Raw genomic sequence first — 25,253 nt, 5'->3', positions numbered from 1 at the left:
GTAGGAAAAACGTGACATCTGGATGGGCGTAAGCAGCGGGTCGACCGCTGGTTGTTCATCCTGCGCAGAAACCGGTTCTCTGTGAGTGTGCGTGGGAGATTCTATGGTGCCTCGCAACAGTTAAAAGAGCTTTGCGGGGCAATACGCCTGTTGCTGCTTCATCAGGGCGAATGCGGTGCGAGCCATCTTCCTGGCCAGGATGACCAAGGCTTGAGTGGTTTTCAGCCCCCGATCCCGATAGCGCTGATAGAAGGCGCGCCAGACGGGGTGCCGTGATGCACTCATGGCGGCGCAGTGTAGCAGTCGCCTGACTTCTGTATCCCCTTGCTTGGTCAGCTTGCGTTTGCCTGTCAGTTTGCCCGAGTCACGGACTCTGACATCCAATCCCAGGAAGGCAACGAAGGCATCGCTATTCTTGAAGTCCCCTCTCAGGAAGGCCATGACCAAGGCAATGGCGGTGATCTCGCCGATCCCATTGATCGCCTCGCAACGTTGAACCTGATCCTGTAAGCCAGCCTCCTTCACCGCGTTCTTGAGGCGTTTTTGGATCAGACTGTCAATGCGATCCATCTCAGTGATCAGGGCATGCAGAGGGGCCTTGAGCGCCGGTTCTCCGCTCAGGCTCTGGCATAACGCCGTGCGGGCTTTGACCAAGGCCGCTCGGCGGCGCAGCAGACTCTGCAGCAGCCGGTACGCCTTGGGGGGCGGGCTCCACTGACGTAACTCGTCTTTCTCGTTGTGCAGATAGCGGGCCAGCAACTGGGCATCGGCCAGATCCGTCTTGGCCCGCCCGCCAACGCCTTTGCGGTAATTGCTGAGGCGGTAGCCGTCCACCACATAGACCCGATGGCCCTTGGTGTGTGCGCGCTCGGTGACGTCCATGTGATAGGTGCTGGTTGCCTCAATGGCGATATCACAGCCTTTGGGAAGGGTAGCCAGCCATTGGCGGATGGCCTGGGGAGTATTGTCGATGGTGAGGGTTTGATTGAGGCCCTGAAGATGGATAACCAGGTTGTCTTTGGCTACATCAATCCCGATCTCCGGGCGGCTTGCCGGCATTGCCATGGGGTGCCCCTCTCAGCTAGGTTAAACGGGCTTGTCGGGGCGCACCGTAACGCTGGCTTGCAAAGTATCGTCGGTCTGAGTGTGCGCTCAGCCGATGGATTCCTTATCGGCGTTTGAAGGTGCGGGGTGGGGCCATATCTCCCACAGTCTGTACCCAAGGGTCAGAAGCGTGCTTGGTCCCTCCACCCCGACAAGTCTTTTCCTTTTAAGACTCGCCGGGAAACCATACAAGCGTGCTTGCACGCGAATGCTCTTTCGTTTGCAAGCAAACTCCCACAGGCTGACTCGCTGGTTGCCCTGTCCAGCCGATGCGGCCATTACCCCTCATTGTGGGGGTGGACCTGAGGCGGCAGGGGCGTAGGCTGATAATAACGGACAGGATCGGGATGGAGACCGTGAAAGTAGGTTTGATTCTTGAGGATCATGAGGGGGCACAGCACTGGCTCAAACAGGTGCTCAGTGATGTGTTCCCGGCCATGACCATCAGCGTGGCCAAGGGGCTGGAAGAGGCGCGGGCCAAATGTGAACACCTGGCCGCCGCCGGTCTGACCGTGGAGCTGGCGCTGGTGGATCTCAGTCTGCCGGATGGCACCGGCATCGATTTCATTCGTCAGTTGCGCCAGGAAAACCCGGCGTGCCTGAGTGTGGTGGTTACCATCCATGACGATGACCGGCATGTTTTCCGGGCGCTGCGGGCCGGCGCCGCCGGTTATCTGCTCAAGCAGCAATCGCAGCAAGAGCTGGCCGGGCGTCTGCGCGGTATCGTCAAGGGCGAGCCGCCACTGTCACCGGCCATTGCCCACCGCATGCTGGCCACCTTCCTGCAGACCCAGGAACCGCCGGAACAGGAACTCACCCCCCGGGAAGAAGAAGTGCTGGAGCTGATTGCCAAGGGTTTCACCCTGTCCAAGGCCGCCGAAGCCCTGGCAATCAGTCGCCATACCATTGCCGGGCATGTGAAGAATATTTATCGCAAACTGGAAGTGTCCTCCCGCGCGGAAGCCACCCAGGAGGCCATCCGGCTGGGCATGATCCAGCCGGGCCTATGAACTGTTCAGCGGCATGGGCAGGCAGATCTCCAGCTGACAACCGCCATGGCGGTTGTTGCGCCAGGTAACGGAACCGCCCAGGTCGCGGGTGCGGGTGCGAATGGTCTTGGTGCCGTGGCCGGTTGACCAGTCAGTGGGCGAGCCGCCCTCACCATCATCATCCACCGTAATGGTGAGAAAGTGCCTGCTCATTTGCCAGTGGATCTTTACCTGGCTGGCGTTGGCATGGCGGATGATATTGGTCACCGCTTCGCGCAGCGTGCGGGTGATGTTGGCGGAGGCGCGCGCCGAGGTCATGCGCTCGGGCAGGGATTCGGGCACCCGCCAGTCCAGCGTCAGGGGCGTTTCGTTGAGCCTGGCCCGGGTTTCCCCTTCGCAATTGGTACAAAGATGCCTGAGTGAAACCGCCTGCCCCGCCGTGGTGTCCACCAGTCCGTGCAGATCCTCGATGGCCTGCAGCGCCATATCCCGACAGCGCGGGCTGTCTGCCGCGTAGACCACATCCAGCAGCCGGGCGCCCAGGTCATCATGGAGGTCACGCATCATGCGATTGCGTTCCAGCTCGGCGCCGGCTTCCCGGGCACGCAGTCCCTGCAGGGCCTTGGCGGTGAGGTTGTAGAGCAGGTCGGCAATGCGCAGGTCTTCCGGTGAAAAAAGCCGGCCGCCCTGGCTCGGGAATTCCAGCATCAGCGATACGCCCTGCGGTCCCAGTGGCGGTACCAGCATGCGAACCCCATCCGCGGAGATGGTCAGGCCTTCCACGGTCTGGTCATGTATCTTCAGTTGCAACGGCTGGAAGGTGTGCTTGAGCAGGCTTGGCCAGGCCGTGCTGATTTCCTGTTCGCCGGCGGCGGAGAACAGCTTGTCGACGATTTCCTGCAGGGTCTGTTCTCGGGAGGCACCGTGCTGTTTGCTGATTTTCTGCCACAGCTGCTGGCGTAGCGGAAAGTACACCCAGCCGGATACCGCCAGAGAAAGGGCCAGGGCGTAGTGATCCGCCAGTTTGAGAAAAAAGATCAAGGCGAAGTCGATAAGAATGACCAGCAGGCCGGCGGCAAACCACAGCCAGGTCTTGAACCACCAGCGTTCGATATCGAACAGCCGGTAGCGAAGTAACCCGGCGGCCAGACCCAGATAGACCATCAGGAAGCCGGAGTAGCCGATGGCGATCGGGACAAGGGGCGCGGCCCCGAATACCGGTGGAATGGTGACCATGCCGATCAGCATCACGGTACCGGTGAAGATGGCCAACAGGCACCATTTCAACGCCGCCCGATCGGTGGGGTGGTGGCGGCTGGCGCGCCATTGCAGGGCGGCGAACACCAGGCCGATGCCATAGCTGATCAGGATGGGCAGGTAGACGGTGGTGCGGGCTCCTTCACCGGTGCGCATCAGCGTCAGCAACCAGCAGATGCCTCCCGCCGTGGCCAGCAGGGCGGGCACCAGCATGGGGCGGTTTACCAGTCGACGCGGATAGACCCAGAAAAGAGAGACCAGCGATGCGCAGATGGCCAGTGAGCCCAGGTGATTGATCGCCGACAGGGTTTCGAACAGAGAGTGGCTGATGTACAGCTCACGGCTGTTGTAAATCGACAGTGGCAGTTCGTTGATCAGCACGCTCAGCCCGGACAGGGCGAAGAAGCGTGTGGCGGCCTGGCCCGGCCTCACCACCCAGATACCGACACTGATAAAAAAGGCCACCAGCGCATAACTGATTTGCAGAGCGAATGAGCCCAGCAAGGATGTCCACGGTGTGGGGCTTGTGCGAATAGGCAGCTGGCGCCCCTCATCGGTGGTTACCACCGGATTGTTGCGCAGTATGCGGCCAAGCCGTTCCTGATCTTCGAGAAAACGGTCAAGCCGGGGATAGGAGAGAATGTCCGGTTCGCCCAACAGTAGATCGGCATGCAGTCTCAGGGTTTCACCGGAAGAAGACGAGATGAATCGCAGCACCATGCCGGGTTTCAGGAGGCTTCGGTTGGGCGAGTCCGGTGCAATACGCTGAACCGTCATTCCCGCGCCCCGGTCAGCGGGGGTAAAGTCCATACCCAGCCAGGGGAGAGTCAGACGTACATAAGTGGTGGCCGCGGTGAGAAGAATCACCAGCACGGCCACGGCCAGCATGAAGGTGCGCGGTGCCACCCTGAGCCGGCGACCGTTTGTGGATTGTTGTGTTGTTGAAGTTCGGGTCATGATCCCTTTTCGCCTCCCTTCCCTTTGCCGACGATAGCGAAGAAGGACGGCGGTATCCATATTGGTTGGCCTGGGTACTGGAAACTGGCCAGCGTAACCATTGCTATTATGTAGGGAGGAAGGGTGAAGGGCAGACCATGTTTGAGGGGGGTGGAGAGGTACGTTGCCCCCTCGAATGAGGGGGCGGCAGATTGGTAGAGATATGTGCCTTTGAATTTCCCCTACCGTAGCATCAGAGTGTTGTGGTTTTATTCGAAACGGTTGGCCCGGATGTTTTCCCGGGTACCGTCATCCTGGTACCACACGGCGGTGGCGTTACCCTTGTCGTCAAAGGCGATTTGCGGGGCAAGAGCATCACCCTCATCGCCGTGATCAATCCGCGTCGCCGTGTCCCAGCCATTTTTCGGCGTATAGGTGTTGGCCCGGATGTTGTAATGGGCCCCATCATTCTGATGCCACACGGCGATGGCATGACCGTCGCCGTCAACGGCGATTCGTGGTCTTCTGGCGTCGCCGTCGTCGTCTTGCTCAATTAGCGTCGCCGTGTCCCAGCCATTTTCCTGCGTATAAGTGTTGGCCCGGATGTTATAGTGGATCCCTTCATTCTGAACCCACACGGCGATGGCGTGACCGGCGTGGTCTAAGGCGATTTGTGGAAATCCGGCGTTGCCGTCATTGTCGTGCTCGATTCGCGTCGCCGTGCCCCAGCCGCCATCGGGTGTATAGGTGTTGGCCTGGATGTCGTAGCGCACGTCCGTGCCGCTGGCGTTGTCCTGCGCCCACACGGCGATGGCGTTGCCATCACCGTCAAAGGCGATTTGCGGGGCAAGAGCATCACCGTCATCGCCGTGCTCGATCAGCGTCGCCGGCGTGCTCCAACCACTGCTGAATGTGGACGTTCTGGCGTGGATGTTCCAGCGCGTGCCGTCGTACTGCCGCCAGATGGCAATGACATTGCCCGCGCCGTCAGCGGCGATTTGTGGGCGCTTCGGGCTGCTGGCCGAGTTACTGTTGCTGATATCAAAGCTCGCCAGAGTCAGGGACGCGGCGTCCCAGCCACTGCCGGCGCTATAGGTGTTGGTTTGTATCGTCGCGGTTGAGTAGTCGACGATCCTGTACCAAACGGCGATGATATGGCCGGCGCCGTCGGAGGTGATGCGCGGGTTATAGGCATCCCCGGCATCGTCCTGCTCGACCAGCACCGATGACGTGCTCCAGCCGCTGTCGGGTGTGTAGGTGTTGGCCCGAATGTTCCGATGTGCCCCATCGCTTTGTTGCCACACGGCAATGGCTTTTCCGGTGTCGTTAACAAAGGTGATTTGAGGGTGGCTGGCCGTTTTGTCCCCGCTTTCGATGGTTTCGGCGCTGCCCCAGCCGGTTCCAGGTGTGTAGGTGTTGGCCCAGATGCTGTACATCATACCGTCGTGCTGCTCCCAGACGGCGATCGCGTTACCGTCACTGTCGACCGCGACTTGCGGATCATAAGCGGGACCGTCGCCCTGCTCGATCTTCATATCGGTACGCCAAGAGCGGCACAGTATCCGGATATCGTCCACATTTTCACCCGCCATCGTGCCGCGGGCGTTGTCAGTGGAACAGAGCTGGTGCCGTGGAGGTTTGGCGACGGTGACGGCGTAGTCGCCGCCATCAGACAAGGGGGTATCGAAGACAAAGCTGTTACCCGCCACCGCCAGGCTGTCGTCGCCGTTGTTTTCCAGTGTCAGGCCGGGGTTGACCAGGCCGGTGACGGTACCGCCAAGCGTGAAGGTTTCGGCGGGCGGGTTGCTCGTTGTGTCTGTGTTGGAAGTGTCGTTGTCGCCGCCGCCACCGCCGCCGCAGGCGGCAAGGCTCAGGCCGATGGCCAGGGTCAGTAGGGGCAAAGGCTGTCGGAGCATGGTTATCCTCCCTGAAAGCATGCGACTGCAATCGTCTGTTTGTGTTTTTGAAAGGTTGATGACGATTATCGCGAGGCGGCAGGGGGTGGTGTAGACCGCGTTTGCGGGGGCAGCGGCGATGCTTGCCCCCTTGTTTGAGGGGTAAAAAGAGAGAGCGTGACAGGAAACAGCCAGGACATTTTGCTCTCCCTCTCAGAGGGAGAGCGGGAGGGCGTCAGTCGCGGAAGTAGTCGGCCAGGTAGTCTTCGAAGCTCTGGGTATCCGCCGCTTCCCAGTTCTGTTGTTCGGTGAGGCTGTGTTCGGCCAGTTGCTCCAGGCGGCGATTGGTGTCGTCACAGCGTTGACGTGACAGGAAATGGTCGCGGTGGGCCAGGGCCTGGTTCATGGCGAACTGGAAGAAGCTCTGCTTGCGGCTTTCCAGTTTGTCGAGAATCCGGGCAGACGGAGTGGCATCCGGGGTGTGAATTTTCTCCTGCTGGCGCGCCAGAGCGTCGGCATAGTTGTGGCCGCCGTGGGTGCGGTCGAACAGTTCGGCGATGGGCTGCATCTGCGACAGTTTTTCGCTGGCCCAGTCCTTGAGGGTGCGGGTACGGCCCCAGTTGTTCAATTCCACGTTGGTGTTGCGACCTTCGTAGACCACCTTGCGCAGGTTTTCCTTGCTGGCGTTCAGGTCGCACTTTTCCAGCTGCGGCGATTCGCGCAGCAGGCAATAGGTGGCGAACAGATCCAGGAAACGGATTTCCTGCTGGTTGATGCCCACCGGTTCAAAGGGGTTGAGATCCAGCGCACGGATTTCGATGTATTCCACGCCGCGTTTCTGCAACGCGGTGGTGGGCCGCTCGCCCTTGTTGATGGTGCGCTTGGGGCGGATCGAGGAGTAGTACTCGTTTTCGATCTGCAGGATGTTGGCATTGAGCTGACGGTATTCTTCACCCACTTTCACGCCGATTTTTTCGTAGGCCGGCTCCGGCGTCTTGATGGCGTGGGTCAGGGTCTGAACGTATTCATCCAGGTTGTTGTAGCTGATCGCCAGGGACGACTGGGCATTGTTCTGGTAGCCCAGGTCGCTCATGCGCAGGCTGGTGGCGTTGGGCTTGAACAGGGTGTGGTCGAAGGTGTCCAGCTGATGCTCGCGCCCGGCCAGGAAGGAGCGGCACAGGGCCGGCGAGGCGCCGAACAGATAGACCAGCAACCAGGAGTAACGCTGGAAGTTGCGGGTCAGATCAAAGTAACGCCGGGAGATGTAGTCCTGCAGCGGCGCACTGTCGCCTTCCAGTACCTGATTGAGCTGCCAGAATTCTTCCGGGTAGGAAAAGTTGTAATGGATGCCGGCGATGGTCTGCATCTTGCGGCCATAGCGATGGCCCAGCCCTTGCCGGTAAATGGTTTTCATGCGCCCCACGTTGGAGCTGCCGTACTGGGCCACCGGCACATCACTGTCGTTGGCGATCATGCAGGGCATGGAGTTGACCCACAGCACCTCGTCACCGATGTGGCTGTAGACGTACCGATGCAGCTGTTCGAGAAACGCGATGGGCTTGTGCAGCTCGGTGCTGGGCGGGGTAATGAACTCCAGCAGCGCTTCCGAGTAATCGGTGGTGATGTAGGGGTGGGTCAGGGCGGAGCCCAGCGCCTTCGGGTGTGGCGTGTGCGCCAGGGTGCCGTCGGTGGTAATGCGCAGGCTTTCCTTTTCGATGCCGCGACGGATGCCCGCCAGGGTGGCGGCGGCATCGGAATCAAGCAGGGCGCGGATGCGCTGTTCAAGCTGTGTCATGGTCTGGCCCGGTCAGGGCGCCGGTGGGTCGGCGCGGGTGTGACGCAATTCGGACAATTGTGGGACTGCCCGGTGACAGTAACAAGACGGTCAGGCGCGACAAGCACCGACTAGCGGCGCTTGTCCTTCTTCTCGGCCATGGCGTTGGCCAGCAGCTGGCCGAAGGTACCGGTGCCATTGCCGCCGCCATTCTGCTGGCCCTGACGCTTGCCGCCGCCGTTGTTGCGGTTGCCGCGATTAGGGCCGCCGGCCTTGCGGGCGGCGGGGCGTTGCCCGGCCGCTTTTTCGGCGGGCTGGTCGTCCATGCGCATGGTCAAACTGATGCGTTTGCGATCCAGGTCCACGTCCAGCACCTTGACCTTGACGATGTCGCCGGGCTTGACCACTTCGTGGGGGTTTTCCACAAACTTGTCGGACAGGGCGGACACATGCACCAGGCCATCCTGGTGGACGCCAATATCGACGAAGGCGCCGAAGTTGGTCACGTTGGTGACGGTGCCTTCCAGGATCATGGAGGGCTTCAGGTCCTTGAGGGTTTCCACCCCTTCCTTGAACACCGCTGCCTTGAATTCCGGGCGCGGGTCGCGGCCGGGTTTTTCCAGCTCGCTGAGGATGTCGGTGACGGTGGGCAGGCCGAAGCTGTCATCGGTGAAGTCCGCCGCGTTGACCTTCTTGAGGAAGGGCACATCGCCGATCAGCTCCTTGAGCGGGCGGCCGTGTTTCTCGGCGATCTTTTCCACCAGCGGGTAGGCTTCCGGGTGCACCGAGGAGCTGTCCAGCGGGTTGTCGCCGTTCATGATGCGCAGGAAGCCGGCGGCCTGTTCGAAGGTCTTTTCACCCAGGCGCGGCACCTGCTTGAGGCCGTCGCGGTTGGCGAAGGCGCCGTTCTTTTCCCGGTAGGTGACGATATTGCCGGCGATGGTGGCGTTGAGGCCGGCAATACGCGACAGCAGCGGCGCGCTGGCGGTGTTCACATCCACACCCACCGAGTTCACGCAGTCTTCCACCACCGCGTCCAGTGAGCGTGACAGTTTTACCTGGCTGACATCATGTTGGTACTGGCCCACGCCGATGGCTTTCGGGTCGATCTTCACCAGTTCCGCCAGCGGGTCCTGCAGGCGGCGGGCAATGGATACCGCGCCACGGAAGGATACGTCCAGCTCCGGGAATTCCCGCGCCGCCAGTTCCGAGGCGGAGTACACCGAGGCGCCGGCCTCGGAGACCATGATCTTCTGGATGTTGCCCTTGCTGGCCTTGACCACTTCACCGGCCAGCTTGTCGGTCTCGCGGCTGGCGGTGCCGTTGCCGATGGCGATCAGTTCCACCTTGTGTTTCAGGCACAGGGCAGCCAGGGCGGACAGGGACTGGTCCCACTGGTTTCTCGGCTGGTGCGGGAAGATGGTGCTGTGCTCCAGCAGCTTGCCGGTGGCGTCCACCACCACCACCTTGACCCCGGTGCGCAGGCCCGGGTCCAGGCCCATGGTGCACTTGGGGCCCGCCGGTGAGGCCATCAGCAGGCTCTTCAGGTTGCGGGCAAACACCTGGATGGCTTCTTCTTCGCCCAGCTCGCGCACGCGGCCCAGCAGTTCGGTTTCCAGGTGGGTATTGAGCTTGATCTTCCAGGTCCAGCGCATCACTTCCCTGAGCCAGTCATCGGCGGCGCGGCCCTGGTGCTGCCAGTCGGCCACCGCGGTGACCATGGCTTCACAGGGGTGCGGCTGGGCGCTCTCCAGCTCTTCGGGGAGCACCATGGAAACATGCAGGATGCCTTCGTTACGGCCGCGGAACAGGGCCAGGGCCCGGTGACTGGGGATGTCCTTGAGCGCTTCGCTGTGGTCGAAGTAGTCGCTGAACTTGGCGCCGTCCTTTTCCTTGCCGTCCACCAGCTTGGCCTGGATGTGGGCCTTGTCCCACAGGAAGGTGCGCAGGCGGGTAAGCAGCTCGGCGTTTTCCGCAAAGCGCTCCATGAGAATCTGTTTGGCACCGTCCAGGGCATCCTTGGCGGTGGCAATCTTGTGCTCGTCGTTGAGGTAGCCCCCGGCCAGCGCTTCGGGATTCTGGTCGGGATCGGCCAGCAGGCTGTCGGCCAGTGGCTCCAGGCCGGCCTCGCGGGCGATCTGGGCGCGGGTACGGCGCTTGGGCTTGTAGGGCAGGTAGAGGTCTTCCAGCCGGGTCTTGGTGTCGGCGGCCTTGATGGCCTTTTCCAGTTCCGGGGTGAGCTTGTCCTGCTCGGCGATACTCTTGAGGATTGCGTCGCGGCGCTCTTCCATTTCCCGCAGGTAGCGCAGTCGCTCTTCCAGGTTACGCAACTGGGTGTCGTCCAGTCCGCCGGTGACCTCTTTACGGTAACGGGCGATGAAGGGGACGGTGGCGCCTTCGTCGAGCAGGGCTACGGCGGCCTGTACCTGACGTTCCTGGCAGCTCAGTTCTTCGGCAATAATCTGTTCAATACTACGCATCGCGGGCACAACTTTCAGAAATGAAAACGACCGGAATCATAGGGAATGAAACCGGTCGTTGATAGATTGACATGTAAAAGGTGGTGTGGCTGCGACCCGGCCGGGTTCAGCCCAGTACCTCATTGATCTTGGCGATCAGCTCGGATTCCTGCGGCGGCTTGATGATATAGCCCACCGCGCCCTGGCGTTCGCCCCAGACCTTGTCGGTTTCCTGGTCCTTGGTGGTGACCAGAATCACCGGAATACTGCTGGTTTCCGGGTCACGGGTGATCTTGCGGGTGGCCTGGAAGCCGTTCAGCTCCGGCATTACCACATCCATGAGAATCAGATCCGGATGTTCACTTCTGGCGAGCTGTACCCCTTCCATGCCGTTACTGGCGGTAACCACATCGTGGCCCTGGCCCTGAACGATTTTGACAAGATTGGTCAGCTGGGTGGGAGAATCGTCCACCACGAGAATTTTGGCCATGCTGCTCTCCTCAGACCGGCCCGATTATTGGCTTTCTTATACGGGTGCTAGCACCGGCGGCGGTTTCACAACCGGTTGGCACAGTGGCTGGCGCGGCCAGAGGCGGCGCTGGCGGGTGATAGCAGACCCCAGTGGCTTGATGATAGCAGCCATTGTCTAAAACGTAATCTATTCAATTACGGCAGCTTTTGCCGAATTTTGTCACTTGTGGCCACGGGTGAGGGTGTGGGCACTGCGTCGCCCCCAGTGCAACGCCGGCAGAATCAGCAGGGCGGCGAACACGCCCCACAGTGCCAGGGACCAGAACGGCCCGGCCTGTTCTGGCAGCAGAGTGCGGATCAGCAAGCTGCCCAGCACCGTCACCGACAGCCACAGGCTCGCCAGTGACGGGGTGCGGTGCCAGCGGCGCCACAGCTGCACCGCCACTGCCAGGCCCAGCGCCAACATGGTGACCAGCAGCAGGGCGGCCAGCAGCACCAGCGGCAGGGGTTGGGCCTGTTCATGGGCCTGCTGCAGCACCGGCAGGCGGGCCGCGGTCAGTGCCAGCAGCAGGGCGGCGGCGATGGCCGCCCAGCGCAGGCTGCCGCGAAAGCCGCTGTCGATGGGTTGCTGGCGGTGCTGATGTGGGTCAAAGCGCCACAGGCCCGGCAAGCGCCGGATCAGCGAGGACGGGCGCAGGCCGTGCAGTTTTTCCTGCTGTTCCTCGATGATCATCAGCATGGCTGGCACCACCAGCAGAATCAGACCTGTGCCGAACAACAGGCCGAACACGATGCTCACGGCCATGGGCTTGAGGAACTGGGCCTGCAGCGAGGTCTCGAACAGGATTGGCAGCAGCCCGGCGACCGTGGTGATGGAGGTCAGCAGCACGGCCCGCAGACGGCGCACGCAGGCTTCCACAATGGCCTGGTAGCGCTCCATGCCTTCCGCGACCAGTTGCTGGTAAAAGCTCACCAGCACGATGGAGTCGTTGACGATGATGCCGGACAGCCCGAACAGCCCCATGATCGAGAACATGGAAAACTTGATGCCGAAGGGGGCGGTCAGCAGGTGGCCGATCACGGCACCGGTGAAGCCGAAGAAGATGGCCGTCATGATCGCTAGTGGCCAGGTATAGGCACTGAACACCCAGGCCAGGATCACGTAGATCAGCGCCAGCCCGAGCAGCGCGCCGGTGGCCATGTCGCGCAGGTTTTCCGCCTGCTCCTGCAGCTTGCCTTCATAGTCCACGCCAACGCCGTAGCGGGCCTGCAGCTTGGGCAGTAACCCCTGTTGCAGGGTGGCGATGATTTCGTTGGCGTTACCCTGTTCCGGGTCCAGGTCGGCGGACACGGTCACCGCCAGCTGACCGCCCACCCGGCGCAGCAGGTCCACGCCCTTGCGCGCCTTGAAGTGCACCACGTCGCGCAACGGGATGGCCTCGCCTTCGCGGGTAATGATGGGCAGGCGTTCCAGGGCGGTGAACTGGCGCCGCTCCGCGTCCGGCAGGATCACCCGTACCTCGATTTCCTCGTCCTCGTCGTTGTAGAGCTGCGCCAGGCTGCCATCAAAGGCGGCCCGTAGCTGGCTGGCCACCTCGCTGAGGGTCAGCCCCAGGGCCCGGGCCTTGGGGGTGAGCTGGAAGGTGAGCTGCTCCTTGCCGTAGGGCAGGTCGTCGTCCACGTTGCTGATGCCGGCAAAGCCGGACAGCCGGTCCTGCAGTTCCAGCGATGCCTGTTTGAGGGTGGGTACGTCACTGCCGGTGAGCTTGATCTCCACCGGTTTGCCCGGCGGGCCGGCATCGCCCTGGGTGATGGTCAGCTGGTCGAGCCCGGCGGGCATCTTGAGTTTCTGGCGCCAGGCCTGCATCAGCTCGTCGTTGGTAATCTCCCGGTCAGCGCCGGTATAGACCTCCACCACCAGGGTGCCGAATTCATCGCCGAACTTGTCCTGGCGCCCGCCGATATTGGGGAACCCGGCGGCGGCGCCGTGGTGGCTGATGACGGTATGCACCAGGTGGCCACCGAGTTCCTGGTTGGTCTCGTTGAGGGTGCGTTCCAGCTGGTCGAGAAAGTGGTCCACGGTGGTCGTGTCGGTGCCGGCGGAGAACTCTGCCACCGCGCGGATCTGGTCACTGTCCACCGGCGGGAAGAAGGTGAACTTGAGCCAGCCGGTGGCAACCACGGACAGTGCCAGCACAAAGGCGCAGATGGCCGACACACTGACCAGAACCCGGTTGCGGATGGCCCAGTAGACCAGCGGCCGGAAGCGCTGCTCGCGCAGGCGGTCGAAGCCACCATCAATACGCTGGCGCAGGGCGCTGGGCTTGAGCTCCACACCGCGGAAGGCATGGTGCAAGTGACCCGGCAGCACCAGGAAGCATTCCATCAGCGAGGCGATGATTACGCAGATCATCACGAAGGGAATGTCGAAGGCGATCTTGCCCATGGCGCCGCCCATCATGCCCAGCGGCAGGAAGGCGGCGATGGTGGTGGTGGAAGATGCCACCACCGGCCAGAACATGCGTTTGGCGCCGCCCAGGGCGGCGCGCTGGGCGGACTCCCCCTGCTGCAGGTGGGTGAGCGTGTCTTCGCCCACCACAATGGCGTCATCGACAATCAGCCCCAGGGCCAGGATCAGGCCGAACAGGCTGATCATGTTGATCGAGCCGCCAAACAGCCACAGCAGCCCCAGGGTGGTAAGGAAGGACACCGGAATGCCCATGGTCACCCACAGGGCCACGCGCATGTTGAGGAAGAAGAACAGGGTGGCGATCACCAGCACCAGCCCGGACAGGCCGTTACTGACCAGGGTATGGATGCGTTCCTTTACATGCTTCCAGGTCTGGAAGTAGAAGGTCATGTGCACGCCCTGGGGCAGGTCGTGACGGTGGCCCTCGGCCCAGGTCTGTACCTTGGCGGCCAGGTCCAGCATGTCGTCGTCCTTGCCCTGCATGACGCGCAACTCGATGGCCGGTTTGCCCTGGTAGGTGAGGGTGGCCTGGTCGTCCCGGGGGCGGCGCTTGATGATGGCCACATCGCCCAGGGTCAGGCGCTTGCCGCTGGCATTGTCCAGCAGTGGCAGGTCGGCAAAGGTCTTCTCGTCGCGGCGCTGGCCCAGTGCCCGCAGCTGCTTGGCCGCGTCATCACGGCCCACGGTGCCGGCGGGAATGTCCTGGCTGGAATCGCGCACCTGGCTGGCGATCTGGTTGAGGGTCAGGCCCAGGTCGTGGAGCGTGCTGGTGGGCACCTGGATGGCCATTTCCTCGTCCGGCAGGCCGACGAATTCCACCTTGCCGACGCCCAGTGCCAGCAGCTCGTCTTCCATCTTGCGCACCACCGGGCGCAACTCCTCGCGGGTGCCATGGTCGGTGGATACCAGGATCGAGGTGACCAGGGTATAGGGCGTGATCTTCTGGATCACCGGCCGTTCCGCGTCCTGGGGCAGGTTGCGGATGGAGTCGATACGCTGGCGTACCTCGTCCAGTGCCAGGCCGATGTCACTGCCGTCTTCCAGTTCGATGAAGATGGCCGCCGCACCCTGCTGGGAGCGGGCAATCAGCTTGCGGGTATCGGGCAGGGTCTTGAGCGCCTGTTCCACCGGGATGGTGATGGAGCGCTGGATGTCCTCCGGGCTGGCCCCGCGCCAGGGAATGGTGACGGTGACATAGTCGAAGTCGAAATCCGGAAACAGCTGGGTATTGAGCTTATGCCAGCCCAGCAGGCCGAGCATGATCATCAGCACCATCAGCAGGTTGGCGGCGACCTGGTGACGGGCGAAGCTGGCGATCAGGCCGCGCGGTTCACTCACCGCCGTTCTCCTGACCGGCCGGCGCGTCGCTGTCGTCCTCGCTGGCCTGCGGGCGGGCATCCACCGGCAGCCCGGCAATGGCCTGGGGCAGCTGGGTGATCATTACATGGTCACCGGCGTGGATGCCGGGGGCGCTGAGCAGCAGTAGCGGGTCCGGGCCTTCCAGGGCCTCGCCGACGATATGGGCCTCTTCCCGCTCCAGGTGGCCCTGGTCGCCGATGCGGTAGAGCCGGTCCAGGCCGTGCAGGGCGCTGGCGGGCAGGGCCAGAAGATCCGGGCGGGCCGGCAGGGTGAGCACGATGCTGAGTGGGCGGCCCAGGGCGGTGGCCGGGGTGCCCCGGTCAAAGCTAAAGAGGCCGTCGATGCCGCCGCGGGAACTCACCGCGCTGGCGGCCAGTCGGGTCAGGCTGAGCGGGTGGGTCTGGCCTTCCAGTTCAGTGCGGGCATCCAGCGGGCCCTGCTTGAGGCCCTCGCGCACCGCCGGCAGGTACCGCTCGGGAATCTGGGCGCGTACTTCCAGGTCCTGGTCCGCATACAGGCTGACCAGCGGTTCGCCGGGGCGCACTCGCTCGCCGGGGGCCACGCTCACATCGGTGATGCTGCCACTGAAGGGCGCTTCCACGCGGGTGCGCTTGAGGTCCAGTTCGGCCTGCTCCAATTGGGCCTGGGCGCTGGCCAGCCGGGCCTGGACCCGGGCCAGTTCGTTGGCGGAATCCTTTACGGTCAGCTGCCGCTGGGTCAGCGACAGCTCCGCCCGAGCCAGGTTTTCACTGGCCTGGTCCAGCTGGGTCTGGGAAATCAGTTTCTTGTCTTTCAGTGACAGCAGGCGCTGGTAATTCTGGCGCGACAGTTTGGTGAGCTTCTCTTCCAGCTTGAGCGCTTCCCGGTCGCTTTGCGCGCGCAGGCGGGTGGTCTCCAGCTGGGCGGCGGCTTCATCGCGGGCGGCTTTGGCCCGGTCCCGGGCGAGGGTCACTTCACTGTCATCCAGCTGGATCAGCAGGTCGCCCTTGGCCACCCGGTTGCCGGCCCGTACCGGGATGCGATCCACATTGGCGGTGACCACGGCGGTGAGCTGGGCATCGCGGGGTGACTGGATGCGACCGAACAGCTGGATCTGCGGCGCATGACTGGCCGGTTGTGCCACCATATAACGCACCCGCGCCGGATGTTCGCCGGCGGGTTGGGTGGGGGCCGAGGGTTTGCTGATCGCCAGCACGACAATGGCGATCAGGGTGCCCAGCAGCACCCGCGCAATGGGGGGGATTTTTCGCAGCCACTCGCGCAAGGGACGATCCTTTATCAATAATTATTATCAAAGGGTCTTACTTTAACGGCTCATTCGCATAGTGCCTATGGCATGAGACGGCAATGTTTATATACAAAGTTGTCGGGCCGTTAACTTGCGTCCCGGGCGTTCCGGGCGTAAATGAAGGGCCCGGTAACGGTGATTTCAGGAGGCCAAGTGAGCGAACAGCAAGACAAGATTCTGGTGGTGGACGATGATGCCCGCCTGCGCAGCCTGTTGCAGCGCTTCCTGGAAGAGGCCGGGTACACGGTCAAGGCGGTGGCCGATGGTGAGCAGATGGACCGGGCCCTGTCCCGGGAAATCTATTCACTGATGGTGCTGGACCTGATGCTGCCCGGCGAGGACGGCCTGTCCATCTGCCGGCGTCTGCGCGAGGCGGACAACCGCATGCCGATCATCATGCTCACCGCCAAAGGCGATGATGCCGAGCGCATCGAGGGCCTGGACGCCGGTGCCGACGATTACCTGCCCAAACCGTTCAATCCCCGTGAGCTGGATGCCCGTATCCGCGCGGTGCTGCGCCGCCATGTGCGCGAGGTGCCCGGCGCTCCCAGCAAGGAAGAGAGCCAGGTGAGCTTTGGCCCCTGGACCCTGGATCTGGCCAATCGCCTGTTGTACCGGGAGGACGATCCGCAGAACCTCACCACCGGCGAGTTCGCCGTGCTCAAGGCGCTGGTGCAGAATCCCCGTGAACCGCTCACCCGCGACAAGTTGATGAGTCTGGCCCGGGGTCGGGAATGGTCGGCCATGGAGCGCTCCATCGATGTGCAGGTGTCACGGCTGCGCCGCCTGCTGGAGGATGACCCGTCCAAACCCCGCTATATCCAGACAGTGTGGGGCGTGGGCTATGTGTTTGTGCCGGATTGACCAACGCTTGCACGCAACACGTCTGCACCCTTTCACGCGAAAAGCGTAGGATGGTCTTTTCTGTCTTTGCGTGCCGGCGTGAAGCGTGTTTGCGTGTCAGCGAGCCCTTATGAAATTTTATCCCCGTACCGCCTTTGTCCGTTCCGCCATTGTGGTGGGGCTGGTGATCGGCATCAGCCAGGCGCTGACCCTGTGGTTTTTTGCCCGCAATGCCTACCTGCCCGGTATCCGCGAATATGCCCGGCTGACCGTACTTCAGGCGGAACTGGCCTTTGCCCATGATGGCGGTGAAGACGCGCAGATGGCTCGGCGCCTGGGGCAGGCCACCGGTATCGAGCTGGGGCAGCCGGAGAACCTGCACGGCGACCGCAGTCTGCTGGTGGCCCGGCCGGTGGTGGAGCGCTTTCGCGAAGAAGTGCAGGAGCTGCTCTCCGAGCCGGTGACTGTGCGGGTGGAAGACAACCGCGAGCCGACCCTCTGGGTGACGGCGCCGTCCTTCCAGCAGCACTGGCTGCGGGTGCCGATGGCCTTCTTCCGCGACTATGATCGCTACCTGTTGCTGGGCTGGGGCGTGGCGGTGCCGCTGCTGTCGATCATTGGCGGGCTGCTGATTGCCCGTGGGCTCAACCTGCCCCTGCGCCGGCTGGCCCGGGTGGCGCTGAAAGTGGGCCGTGGCGAGGCGGTGCCGGTGCTCGATACCACCCTGGGGCCAGAGGAAATCCAGGCGGTGAATGCGGCCTTCAATCGCATGACCAGCGATCTGCAGCAGGCCCAGCGCGACCGGGCCCTGCTGCTGGCGGGGGTGTCCCATGACCTGCGTACGCCGCTGACGCGATTGCGTTTGTCGGCGGAATTCCTGGATGACCGGGAGCTGTCCCAGGGCATTATCGAGGATATCGAGGACATGGATGCCATCCTCGATCAGTTCATCGCCTTTATTCGCGATGGCGCCGACGAGCAGCCGGACTTTGAAAACCTCAATGCCCTGATTCAGGAAGTGGCCGGCAAGTACCCGCCGGACCAGCTCGGCTTCGACCTGCAGGATCTGCCCCGGTTGATGCTCAAACGGCTGACCGTTAAACGCATGCTGGCCAACCTGATCGGCAATGCCCTCAAATACGGCGCCGCGCCGGTGGAAGTGGCCACCCGGGTGGACGAGAACACCGTCTGCCTGACCGTGCGAGATCATGGCAAGGGCGTGCGTGAAGATGATATTCCCCTGTTGCTGCAACCCTTCTCCCGCGGGGAAAAGGCCCGCACCCTCAGTGGCAGTGGCCTGGGCCTGGCTATCGTCAAACGGATTGTGGACATGCACCACGGTCGTATCGCCCTGGCCAACCACCCCGAGGGCGGCTTGCAGGTCACCATTCACTTCCCGGTTACTGGCCAGTTCGTGCAGCCGGAGTCCCTGTCCGCCGGCGTGCGTTGATCGCGTGTTTTTTTGTTATTCGGTGAGAGCCGTTGTTGAGTCTGGCCGGCTGTCTGGCATGCTGTTTGTGACGGTCATGTGACCGCAAAACAACAATCGCACCAACAAGGACACAGGGAGTTTCTGCCATGAAAAAAGTGCTTCTCGCCACGGGCTTGCTGGCGTGTAGCCTGCCGGCTTTTGCCGGCGGCATGTATCAGCAGGATGGCTATGTGGGGCTGATGTACAACGCCCTGAATCAGGAAACCGATGGCGATGATTTTGAGCCATCCGCGCTGCAGGCCCGCTTTGGTCTGCAGTTCACGCCCAATGTGGCGGTGGAAGGGCGTCTGGGCTACGGCATCGACAGTGACGAAATGAGCTCGGTGGAAATCGATCCCAAATGGCTGGTCGGCGCCTACCTGAAGCTGGGGCTGGACAAGTCCCTGCCGGTGTCGCCCTACCTGTTGGCCGGTCACTCCAGTGCCCAGGCTGATATCAAGGTGAGTGGCCTGCTGGGTAGCAGCACCGAAGAGCGTACCGCCAGTGACCCGTCCTACGGGGCCGGGGTGGATTTCAACCTGGCGCCGCAGCATGCCATCAACGTGGAGTGGTTGATGCTTGATGACGATGACGGTTACGACCTGACCACCATCAATGTGGGCTACGTGCACCGTTTCTGAGTGTCACCGTCGTCAGGCGGCGATAGCGGCCTGACGACGTTTTTCCTGCCAGCGGCCGGCGATGAAGATCAGCAGGCCGCCCAGCGCCAGCGCCGTGCCCACCAGACCGGTGCTTGACCAGACCACGCCCTGTTTGACCGTGATTCCCGCCAGCCAGGCGCCCAGCGCATTGGCCATGTTGAAAGCCGCGTGGTTGAGCGAGGCGGCCATGGTCTGGGCATCCTCCGCCACATCCATCAGCCGTGTCTGCAGGGCCGGCCCCAGGGCGATGCTGGTACCCACCAGGCCGGTGAAGAGAATGCCGGCCCAGATAGTGTTGGCGGCGAAGAAGAACAGCCCCTGCACCAGCGCACACCAGATCAGAATGCCGGGGATGGCCCGCATCAGGTTGCGGTCCGCCGCCCGGGCGCCGGCCAGGTTGCCGACAATGGTGCCGACGCCGAATACCGCCAGCACCAGTGGCCCCCACGCCTCGGCCATGCCGGCCTGCCCGGTGAGCGTGGGCATCACGTAGCTGAACACGGCAAACATGCCGCCAAAGCCGATACTGGCCACCCCCAGTGTTACCAGCACCCGGGGTTTGATCAGGGCGGACAGCTCCCGCTTCGGGCTGGCATCCGGGTCCGCAGGTTGCGGTGCCACCCACAGGGTAATCAGGCCGGTGGTCAGCAGGGCAATGACGCCGACCCCGATAAAGGCCACCTGCCAGCCCAGCAGGTTGCCGGCCCAGGTGGCCAGTGGTGCACCCAGCAGGATCGCCAGCGTCAGCCCACTCATGACCCGGCCCACCGCCCGGGCGCGCTGGTGCAGGGGCACGGCGCCGGCGGCCACCAGGGCCGCCACGCCGAAGTAGGCGCCATGGGGCAGGCCGGCCAGAAAACGCAGCCCCACGAAACTCCAGAAGCCCGGCGCCAGGGCGCTGGCCATATTGCCCAGGGCGAACACCAGCATCAGCGCGATCAGCAGGGCCCGTTTGGGCACCCGGGCGGCAAAGGCAGAAATCAGCGGGGCGCCGATTACCACGCCCAGGGCGTAACTACTGATGGCATAGCCCACATCCGGTACGGCGACCTGCAGATCGCCGGCGACCCGGTTCATCAAACCCATGATGACAAACTCGCCGGTACCGATACCAAAACCACCCAGTGCCAGCGCCAGTTCCGCCAGCCGGGGATGTGAGGGGGTGTGGGAAGACATGGACTCTCCAGCTGCAAGAGACAGTGGGACAACAGGGCGGGGCATTCTGTCAGAGCCGCATGAACAAACGAAGTAGGTATTGGCTATGGCGCCAACAAGCAAAAACCGTAACGGGGCCGACAGGCCCCGTTACGGTTCAGTGTTTGATGCTGGTGGTGACGTCAGTGTGTCAGTGCACTGGTGGGCACCAGCGGAATATTGACTCGCGACGGCATGGCCGGCGTGCTGTAGACGGTGAGCCCGCCGATCAGGCTGGACAGCAGGTTGGGCACCGTGCTCAGGCCATGGGGCAGGTCACTGGCGCCGACGCTGATGCGCAGCCGGTGGCCGGCCTTGATCACGGCGCTGGTGGGGAAGACTTCCACATCCGCCCGGAAGGGGGTGAGTGGCGTGATGCCCTGTTTGGAGGCCTTGGTGAAAGGATGCCAGGGCTGAATCATCTTGCCGTCCATGAAGCGGGTACGGGCCAGATCAAAGTGGCTCATGGAGGCCATCTGGATGCCGTCGGTGAGCTGGCGGGAAATGCCATTGGCATCCACGTCGCTGATGCGCACCACGATATCCGCATCCAGGGCCGTGGTGGACGCCCAGATCTGTGCGCCGATGGGGCCGTTGATGGCCATGTCCTGCTCCAGTGGCGCGGTGGTGTAAACCGCTTCCAGCAATTCGGTCAGGTTGCCTTGTGCCTTGCAGGGCGGTACCACCAGCCCCAGAACGCCGGCGGTCCACTGGCTGGCGCTGGCGGAACACAGGCCGTTGACCGGTTGTTGCACGATGGTGGTTTGGGCCTTGCCGGTGGGCGCGCTGTTGTCCACGGTACCGGCCAGCGGCAGGGTCTTGCCGTGCAGGTAGAAGGTTTTCGCGCTGGCCTGCGGATGGGGCCAGTCGGCGGCGGTGATGTAGCGCTCGGCGCCGGTGTAGTACTGGGTCACCGGCGGATAATCCTGGGCGCCGGTGTCCATGTCTTTCAGGTAGTGGTCAAACCAGGCCAGGCGGATGTTGGACAGGGCCGGCACGCCATCGGCGGGCAGCCCGGCGCCCAGAGAGCCGGCCAGGTGTTCCCAGGGGCCGATCAGCAACTTGGCATTGGTGTGGTCTTTCAGTGCCTCGTAGAGCAGCGGTTCGCCGCGCTGGAACAGGTCGTTGAGACCGCCGACCACAAAGGTGGGGGCCTGGATGCGGTCGGTGTACTCCAGCGGCGACTTGATGCGCCAGAATTCGCTGTCATAGCTGTAGTCGCCACCCAGCAGGGCATCGGCCACCACCGGTACCGGGAAATCCGTGAGGCTGCCGGTGAGATGATCGAGCAGCGTTTCCAGGTAGTACTGCGGCTCGCCGTTATCCAGCCCGGTCTGGGTGGGAATGATGCCCAGACCGGTGACCAGGGCAATCCATAGCGGAATGAAACCGGCATTGATCTGGCCGCCGGAGAAAACGATATCCCGGTAGGCATCGCCCATGGGGACGATGGCAAAAATGGCTTTCAGGTGCGGGTTGCCAGTAGCACCGGCCAGCAGACCGGTGATGCCCATGTAGGAGGCCCCGTTCATGCCGATACGACCGTTACACCAGGGTTGGGCGGCGATGTAGTCGAGCAGGGTGCTGATGTCCTGGTGGTCGGTTTCGGTAAAGGCCTGCCAAGTACCCTCCGATGCGCCGGTGCCGCGCATGTCCACGGTAATATAGGCATAGCCGCGCTTGACCAGGGCCGGGTCGGAAAAGATCGACGCCGTGTAGGTCTGGCTGTAGCCGGTAAAGGTGGCCACGGTAGGGAAACTGCCGTCAATGGCATTGCCGTTTTCATCGGCGGGCAGGGTCACGCTGGCGGCCAGCCGGGTGCCGTCGCTCATGGTGATCAGCAACTGCGGCAGGGTGACCGTGTTGGGGTATTCCTCCTCACGATCATAGGCTGTGCCCCAGTCCAGGTTTGCGGCCTTGGGTTGGGCCGGCGCGGGCGTTTCGGTATCTGGCCCGGCATTGGGTGTGGCCGTCGTCGCGTTGTCAGTCGGTGTGGCGCCACCGCCACCTCCGCCTCCGCAGGCGGCCAACGTCACTGACAGGGCCAGGCAAACGCCGGCCCCGAGCCCGCGAATGGCAGACAATGTAGAAAACATGATTTCACCCCTCTTGTTATTCGTGGGGCCGACAGGCCCCGCAATTTTGCTTATGTGCAAGTTTAGGCAAGAGGCGTTTGCCACTCTGTTGTGACCTGTGTGAGCCGTTGTCACCACGTGCCGGCTCTCTGTAACGTGGCTGTAAATGGCGCGACACCCCGCCGGATTATGAATACCTTTTTCGGTGCCGGGTCCGCTATGCTGGGCGCCGAAGAACAAAACAGGGAACAGGAAGATGGTGAAACGGGGAGGGTGGTGGCTGGTCTGTCTGTCGGTGGCATCCGGGGCCTGGGCGGAACCCCTGGTACAGCGCAACCCGACGGTGGTACCCCAGGATGTGCCTTACTACCGGGCCACGGTGCGCAATACCGAGTTGATTTTCACGCAGCAGAACAAAACGTTTGCCGAGCACGCCGCCGGCGTCGAGCTGTCCCTGCAGCCGGATTATGAGGCCACCTTCGGTTACCGCATGGATGCTCCCCTGAACGTGGGGCTGATTTCCGACAACAATCAAATTGCCAACGGCTTCTCCACCCAGTATCCCCTCAACCGGCAAATCAATTACGTCGGCGGCGCCGCCGCGGTGGATTATTTTGCTGCCACCTCCTGGCTCGATACCCTGCTGTTTCACGAGACGGCCCACAACTACCAGCTCAATGCCAAGGACAACCGGGTTTCCCGGTCGCTGCATACGGTGCTCGGTAATGGCAGCTTCATGTTGCCGTTTTTCCCGGCCATTGTGCCCAATGCGTTCGAGTCGTCTTTCATGCTTGAGGGCAACGCGGTGCTCAATGAGTCGCGCCACGGAAATGGCGGGCGTCTCTACAGTGGCCGCTTCGATGCGCTGGTGCACGCCAAGGCAAAGGCCGGCGAGCTGACCCCGGCGCGGGCCTACAATCAGACGCTGTTTTTTCCCTACGGGGAAAACAGCTATGCGCTGGGCAGTCACTATCAGTATTTCCTGGCAGACCATTACGGGCTGGATGCCACCAACCGCTACTTCAAGGTGCGCTCGCGTTACTGGTATCTGCCCTTCGTGACCAATGCGCCGCTGCAAACGGCCATTGGCAAGGACTTTGACAGTACCTTTGCGGATTGGGTCGCCCATGAACGCCAGCAGGCGGACAAGGCGGTGATGTCTTCCGGCACGCCGTTGATGACCTCCAAGCATTTCAATGCGCTCAACAGTGATAGCAAGGAGATATTTTTTCTGGCCAGCCCCCAGGATGTGCGAGCGCCTTACAAGGTCGAGCTGGACCGCCACACCGCCACCCTGCAAAAGACCCGCACCACCTTCCGGGCCGGCGAGCTGTTTCGCCATGCTGGCAGCACCTGGTCCATGGCCAGTGCCTACAGTTCCCCCTGGCGAATTTCCCAGGGACTCTACAGTGAAAGTGCCATCCTCAAAGGCGATACCCGTGGCCGCGTGATTCAGGGGTATACCCGCGCCGGTGTGCCGGTGTACTTCGATGTGGCCAGCTCCTATGACCAGCCGCAACTGTATGTGGGTGAGCAATTCTACGGCCAGGTGAATTCCTCCGTGGAGGTACACGGCGATGACCTTTATTACTTCGTGCAGAACGGTGCCGAGCGTACCCTCTATCGCAATCGCACGCCGCTCTATCACTACCAGGGTTACTATGGTGTGGTGGCGGATGTGGACAGTCAGGGGCGTGTGCTGTTCGTGGCCAACAGTGAGTACGGCTCGGCCCTGTACCGGGTGGCCACCGACGGGGCGGTGGTGCGGGTGCTGCCGGAGGATGACATCGTCGCGGCGCGCTTGCTGGATGATGAGCGGGTACTGGCGGTGGCCATCCAGGCGGACCATTACGGCTATTACCTGAAATCTCTGCAGCCTCGATCCGGGCAGCCGTTCGTACGAACCCTGCGCTGGGATACCCCGGCCGGTCAGGCGGATAACCTGACCACGGACGCTCCTTCTCAACCGCTGACCCTGGATCGCCCCTACCATTCATGGACGGCGCTGCGTTACAGCGGCAGTGATGTGTATCTGTCCCTGCTCAGTGACGATGATGACCCCGCAACTCCCCAGGACGAATCCGATACCCACACGCTCTATAACGTGCAGGTTCGTTTTGCCGACCCGCTGGAGCAGAATCAACTGTCCCTGTTCAGCTACCGCGACAGCGACCTGAGCAAGGTGTCCGGGCTGGGCTACAGCAATAACCAGTTTTTCCTGATTGGTGGCATCAAGCAGTACTGGGTTACTGACGATCAGCTGGACCGGGAAACGCCGCCGGAGGACGCCCGCAATCATGGCCTCAGTGCCGAGCTGCGCCTGCCGCTGTTGCAGACCGGTTACTGGTACAGCGAACTGGCCGGCACCTGGTACCAGGATTATCACCTGGACGAGCGCGAACCGCTGGCGGCCCAGTGGCGCCTGAATCGCACCACCCGGTTTGGCAACAGCTACCTGCCCAACAAGGCGTTCGACCTGGGTGCCTACCAGGTGGATGACCGGGATGACAGCAGTTACGGCGGCACCCTGAGCCTGATGACCGACCTGCCGGCGGAATTCTATCTGGGTGCACGGGGGCAGTTCTCGCGCAGCGATGCACCAATTAGCCAGGCTGGTCGGCGCGGGGTGGAGCTTGACGACGCCCAGGACTACATTGCCAATGACCCGTCGCGGCTGGTGATCCCGGCACTGAAGGGCACCTACTATGCCCGCCGGGCCAGCTTTGGCGAAGCGAGCCTGTCAAAGGTCATCAACCTGCCCCTGTACCTGTTCAAGTCACCGGTATCCCTGCGCCGCGAGGCCCTGCACCTGCGCTACCGCCACTATGATCTGGATTTTGACAGTGTGGATGTGGCTCTCAATCAGGCCGTCGTCGGCCTGGATCTGGAGTTGTTGCTGGTTCACCGGGCGCCGCTGCGCGCGGGTGTTGAGTATGCCTACACCGATGATGACCGGATCACCGACGCGCACAGTGTCAATGCCAGCCTGGGGGTGAGCTTCTGAGC

The 25,253-nt window shown here is 62.6% G+C and carries 15 protein-coding genes; 5 read left to right on the top strand and 10 right to left on the bottom strand.

Features of this window, described 5'->3' with window-relative positions; genetic code table 11:
• Nucleotides 1-120 precede the first annotated feature (120 nt).
• A complete protein-coding gene (locus tag A11A3_RS06995; RefSeq protein ID WP_008928575.1) occupies nucleotides 121-1,065 on the bottom strand; it encodes an IS110 family transposase in 945 nt (314 codons plus the stop codon).
• Nucleotides 1,066-1,451: 386 nt separating this feature from the next.
• Here A11A3_RS06995 and A11A3_RS06990 point away from each other — a divergent pair, with 386 nt between their 5' ends.
• A complete protein-coding gene (locus tag A11A3_RS06990) occupies nucleotides 1,452-2,114 on the top strand; it encodes a response regulator (protein ID WP_008928574.1) in 663 nt (220 codons plus the stop codon).
• On the opposite strand, the gene A11A3_RS06985 is transcribed toward A11A3_RS06990, so the two are convergent.
• The 7 genes from A11A3_RS06985 to A11A3_RS06955 all read right to left on the bottom strand — a co-directional run bounded on the left by A11A3_RS06985 (nucleotide 2,109) and on the right by A11A3_RS06955 (nucleotide 15,978).
• Nucleotides 2,109-4,307 carry an ATP-binding protein gene (locus tag A11A3_RS06985; RefSeq protein WP_157375433.1) on the bottom strand — a complete coding sequence of 733 codons (2,199 nt, stop codon included), beginning with the start codon at nucleotides 4,305-4,307 and terminating at the stop codon, nucleotides 2,109-2,111. The two genes, A11A3_RS06990 and A11A3_RS06985, sit on opposite strands and share 6 nt — an antisense overlap.
• A 248-nt stretch (nucleotides 4,308-4,555) precedes the next feature.
• Entirely contained in the window at nucleotides 4,556-6,202 is a 1,647-nt protein-coding gene (locus A11A3_RS06980; RefSeq protein ID WP_008928572.1) for a hypothetical protein, read from the bottom strand.
• 214 nt (nucleotides 6,203-6,416) lie between these two features.
• Nucleotides 6,417-7,976, bottom strand: coding sequence for a glutamate--cysteine ligase (gene gshA / locus A11A3_RS06975; RefSeq protein ID WP_008928571.1), 1,560 nt, complete (start codon nucleotides 7,974-7,976; stop codon nucleotides 6,417-6,419).
• A 110-nt stretch (nucleotides 7,977-8,086) separates the two neighbouring features.
• On the bottom strand, nucleotides 8,087-10,435 hold the full coding sequence (locus tag A11A3_RS06970; protein ID WP_008928570.1) for a Tex family protein: 2,349 nt from the start codon (nucleotides 10,433-10,435) through the stop codon (nucleotides 8,087-8,089).
• A gap of 106 nt (nucleotides 10,436-10,541) precedes the next feature.
• Nucleotides 10,542-10,904, bottom strand: a complete 363-nt coding sequence (locus A11A3_RS06965; RefSeq protein WP_008928569.1) for a response regulator — start codon at nucleotides 10,902-10,904, stop codon at nucleotides 10,542-10,544.
• 201 nt (nucleotides 10,905-11,105) lie between these two features.
• Nucleotides 11,106-14,693: an efflux RND transporter permease subunit gene (locus A11A3_RS06960; RefSeq protein ID WP_008928568.1), complete on the bottom strand. Its 3,588-nt coding sequence runs from the start codon at nucleotides 14,691-14,693 to the stop codon at nucleotides 11,106-11,108.
• Nucleotides 14,686-15,978: an efflux RND transporter periplasmic adaptor subunit gene (locus A11A3_RS06955; RefSeq protein WP_008928567.1), complete on the bottom strand. Its 1,293-nt coding sequence runs from the start codon at nucleotides 15,976-15,978 to the stop codon at nucleotides 14,686-14,688. The genes A11A3_RS06960 and A11A3_RS06955 overlap by 8 nt, the downstream gene beginning before the upstream one ends.
• Nucleotides 15,979-16,155: 177 nt before the next feature.
• Between A11A3_RS06955 and ompR the strand changes: the two genes are divergently transcribed.
• The 3 genes from ompR (at nucleotide 16,156) to A11A3_RS06940 (ending at nucleotide 18,957) form a co-directional block, all read left to right on the top strand.
• Nucleotides 16,156-16,866, top strand: a complete 711-nt coding sequence (gene ompR / locus A11A3_RS06950) for an osmolarity response regulator transcription factor OmpR (protein WP_008928566.1) — start codon at nucleotides 16,156-16,158, stop codon at nucleotides 16,864-16,866.
• Between the two features lie 109 nt (nucleotides 16,867-16,975).
• On the top strand, nucleotides 16,976-18,295 hold the full coding sequence (locus A11A3_RS06945; RefSeq protein ID WP_008928565.1) for an ATP-binding protein: 1,320 nt from the start codon (nucleotides 16,976-16,978) through the stop codon (nucleotides 18,293-18,295).
• Between the two features lie 128 nt (nucleotides 18,296-18,423).
• Complete coding sequence (locus tag A11A3_RS06940) at nucleotides 18,424-18,957, top strand: porin family protein (RefSeq protein WP_008928564.1); 534 nt, start codon at nucleotides 18,424-18,426, stop codon at nucleotides 18,955-18,957.
• A 12-nt stretch (nucleotides 18,958-18,969) separates the two neighbouring features.
• On the opposite strand, the gene A11A3_RS06935 is transcribed toward A11A3_RS06940, so the two are convergent.
• Complete coding sequence (locus A11A3_RS06935; RefSeq protein WP_008928563.1) at nucleotides 18,970-20,154, bottom strand: MFS transporter; 1,185 nt, start codon at nucleotides 20,152-20,154, stop codon at nucleotides 18,970-18,972.
• Between the two features lie 161 nt (nucleotides 20,155-20,315).
• Complete coding sequence (locus A11A3_RS06930) at nucleotides 20,316-22,268, bottom strand: CocE/NonD family hydrolase (protein WP_008928562.1); 1,953 nt, start codon at nucleotides 22,266-22,268, stop codon at nucleotides 20,316-20,318.
• A gap of 235 nt (nucleotides 22,269-22,503) precedes the next feature.
• Here A11A3_RS06930 and A11A3_RS06925 point away from each other — a divergent pair, with 235 nt between their 5' ends.
• On the top strand, nucleotides 22,504-25,251 hold the full coding sequence (locus A11A3_RS06925) for a membrane protein (RefSeq protein ID WP_008928561.1): 2,748 nt from the start codon (nucleotides 22,504-22,506) through the stop codon (nucleotides 25,249-25,251).
• Nucleotides 25,252-25,253: the final 2 nt, after the last annotated feature.

Origin of the sequence: Alcanivorax hongdengensis A-11-3 (assembly GCF_000300995.1) — a bacterium.
In the GTDB taxonomy this organism is placed as follows: domain Bacteria; phylum Pseudomonadota; class Gammaproteobacteria; order Pseudomonadales; family Alcanivoracaceae; genus Alcanivorax; species Alcanivorax hongdengensis.
The sequence above is the reverse complement of the archived record's forward strand: the minus strand, read 5'-3'. Positions and strand labels throughout refer to the sequence as shown.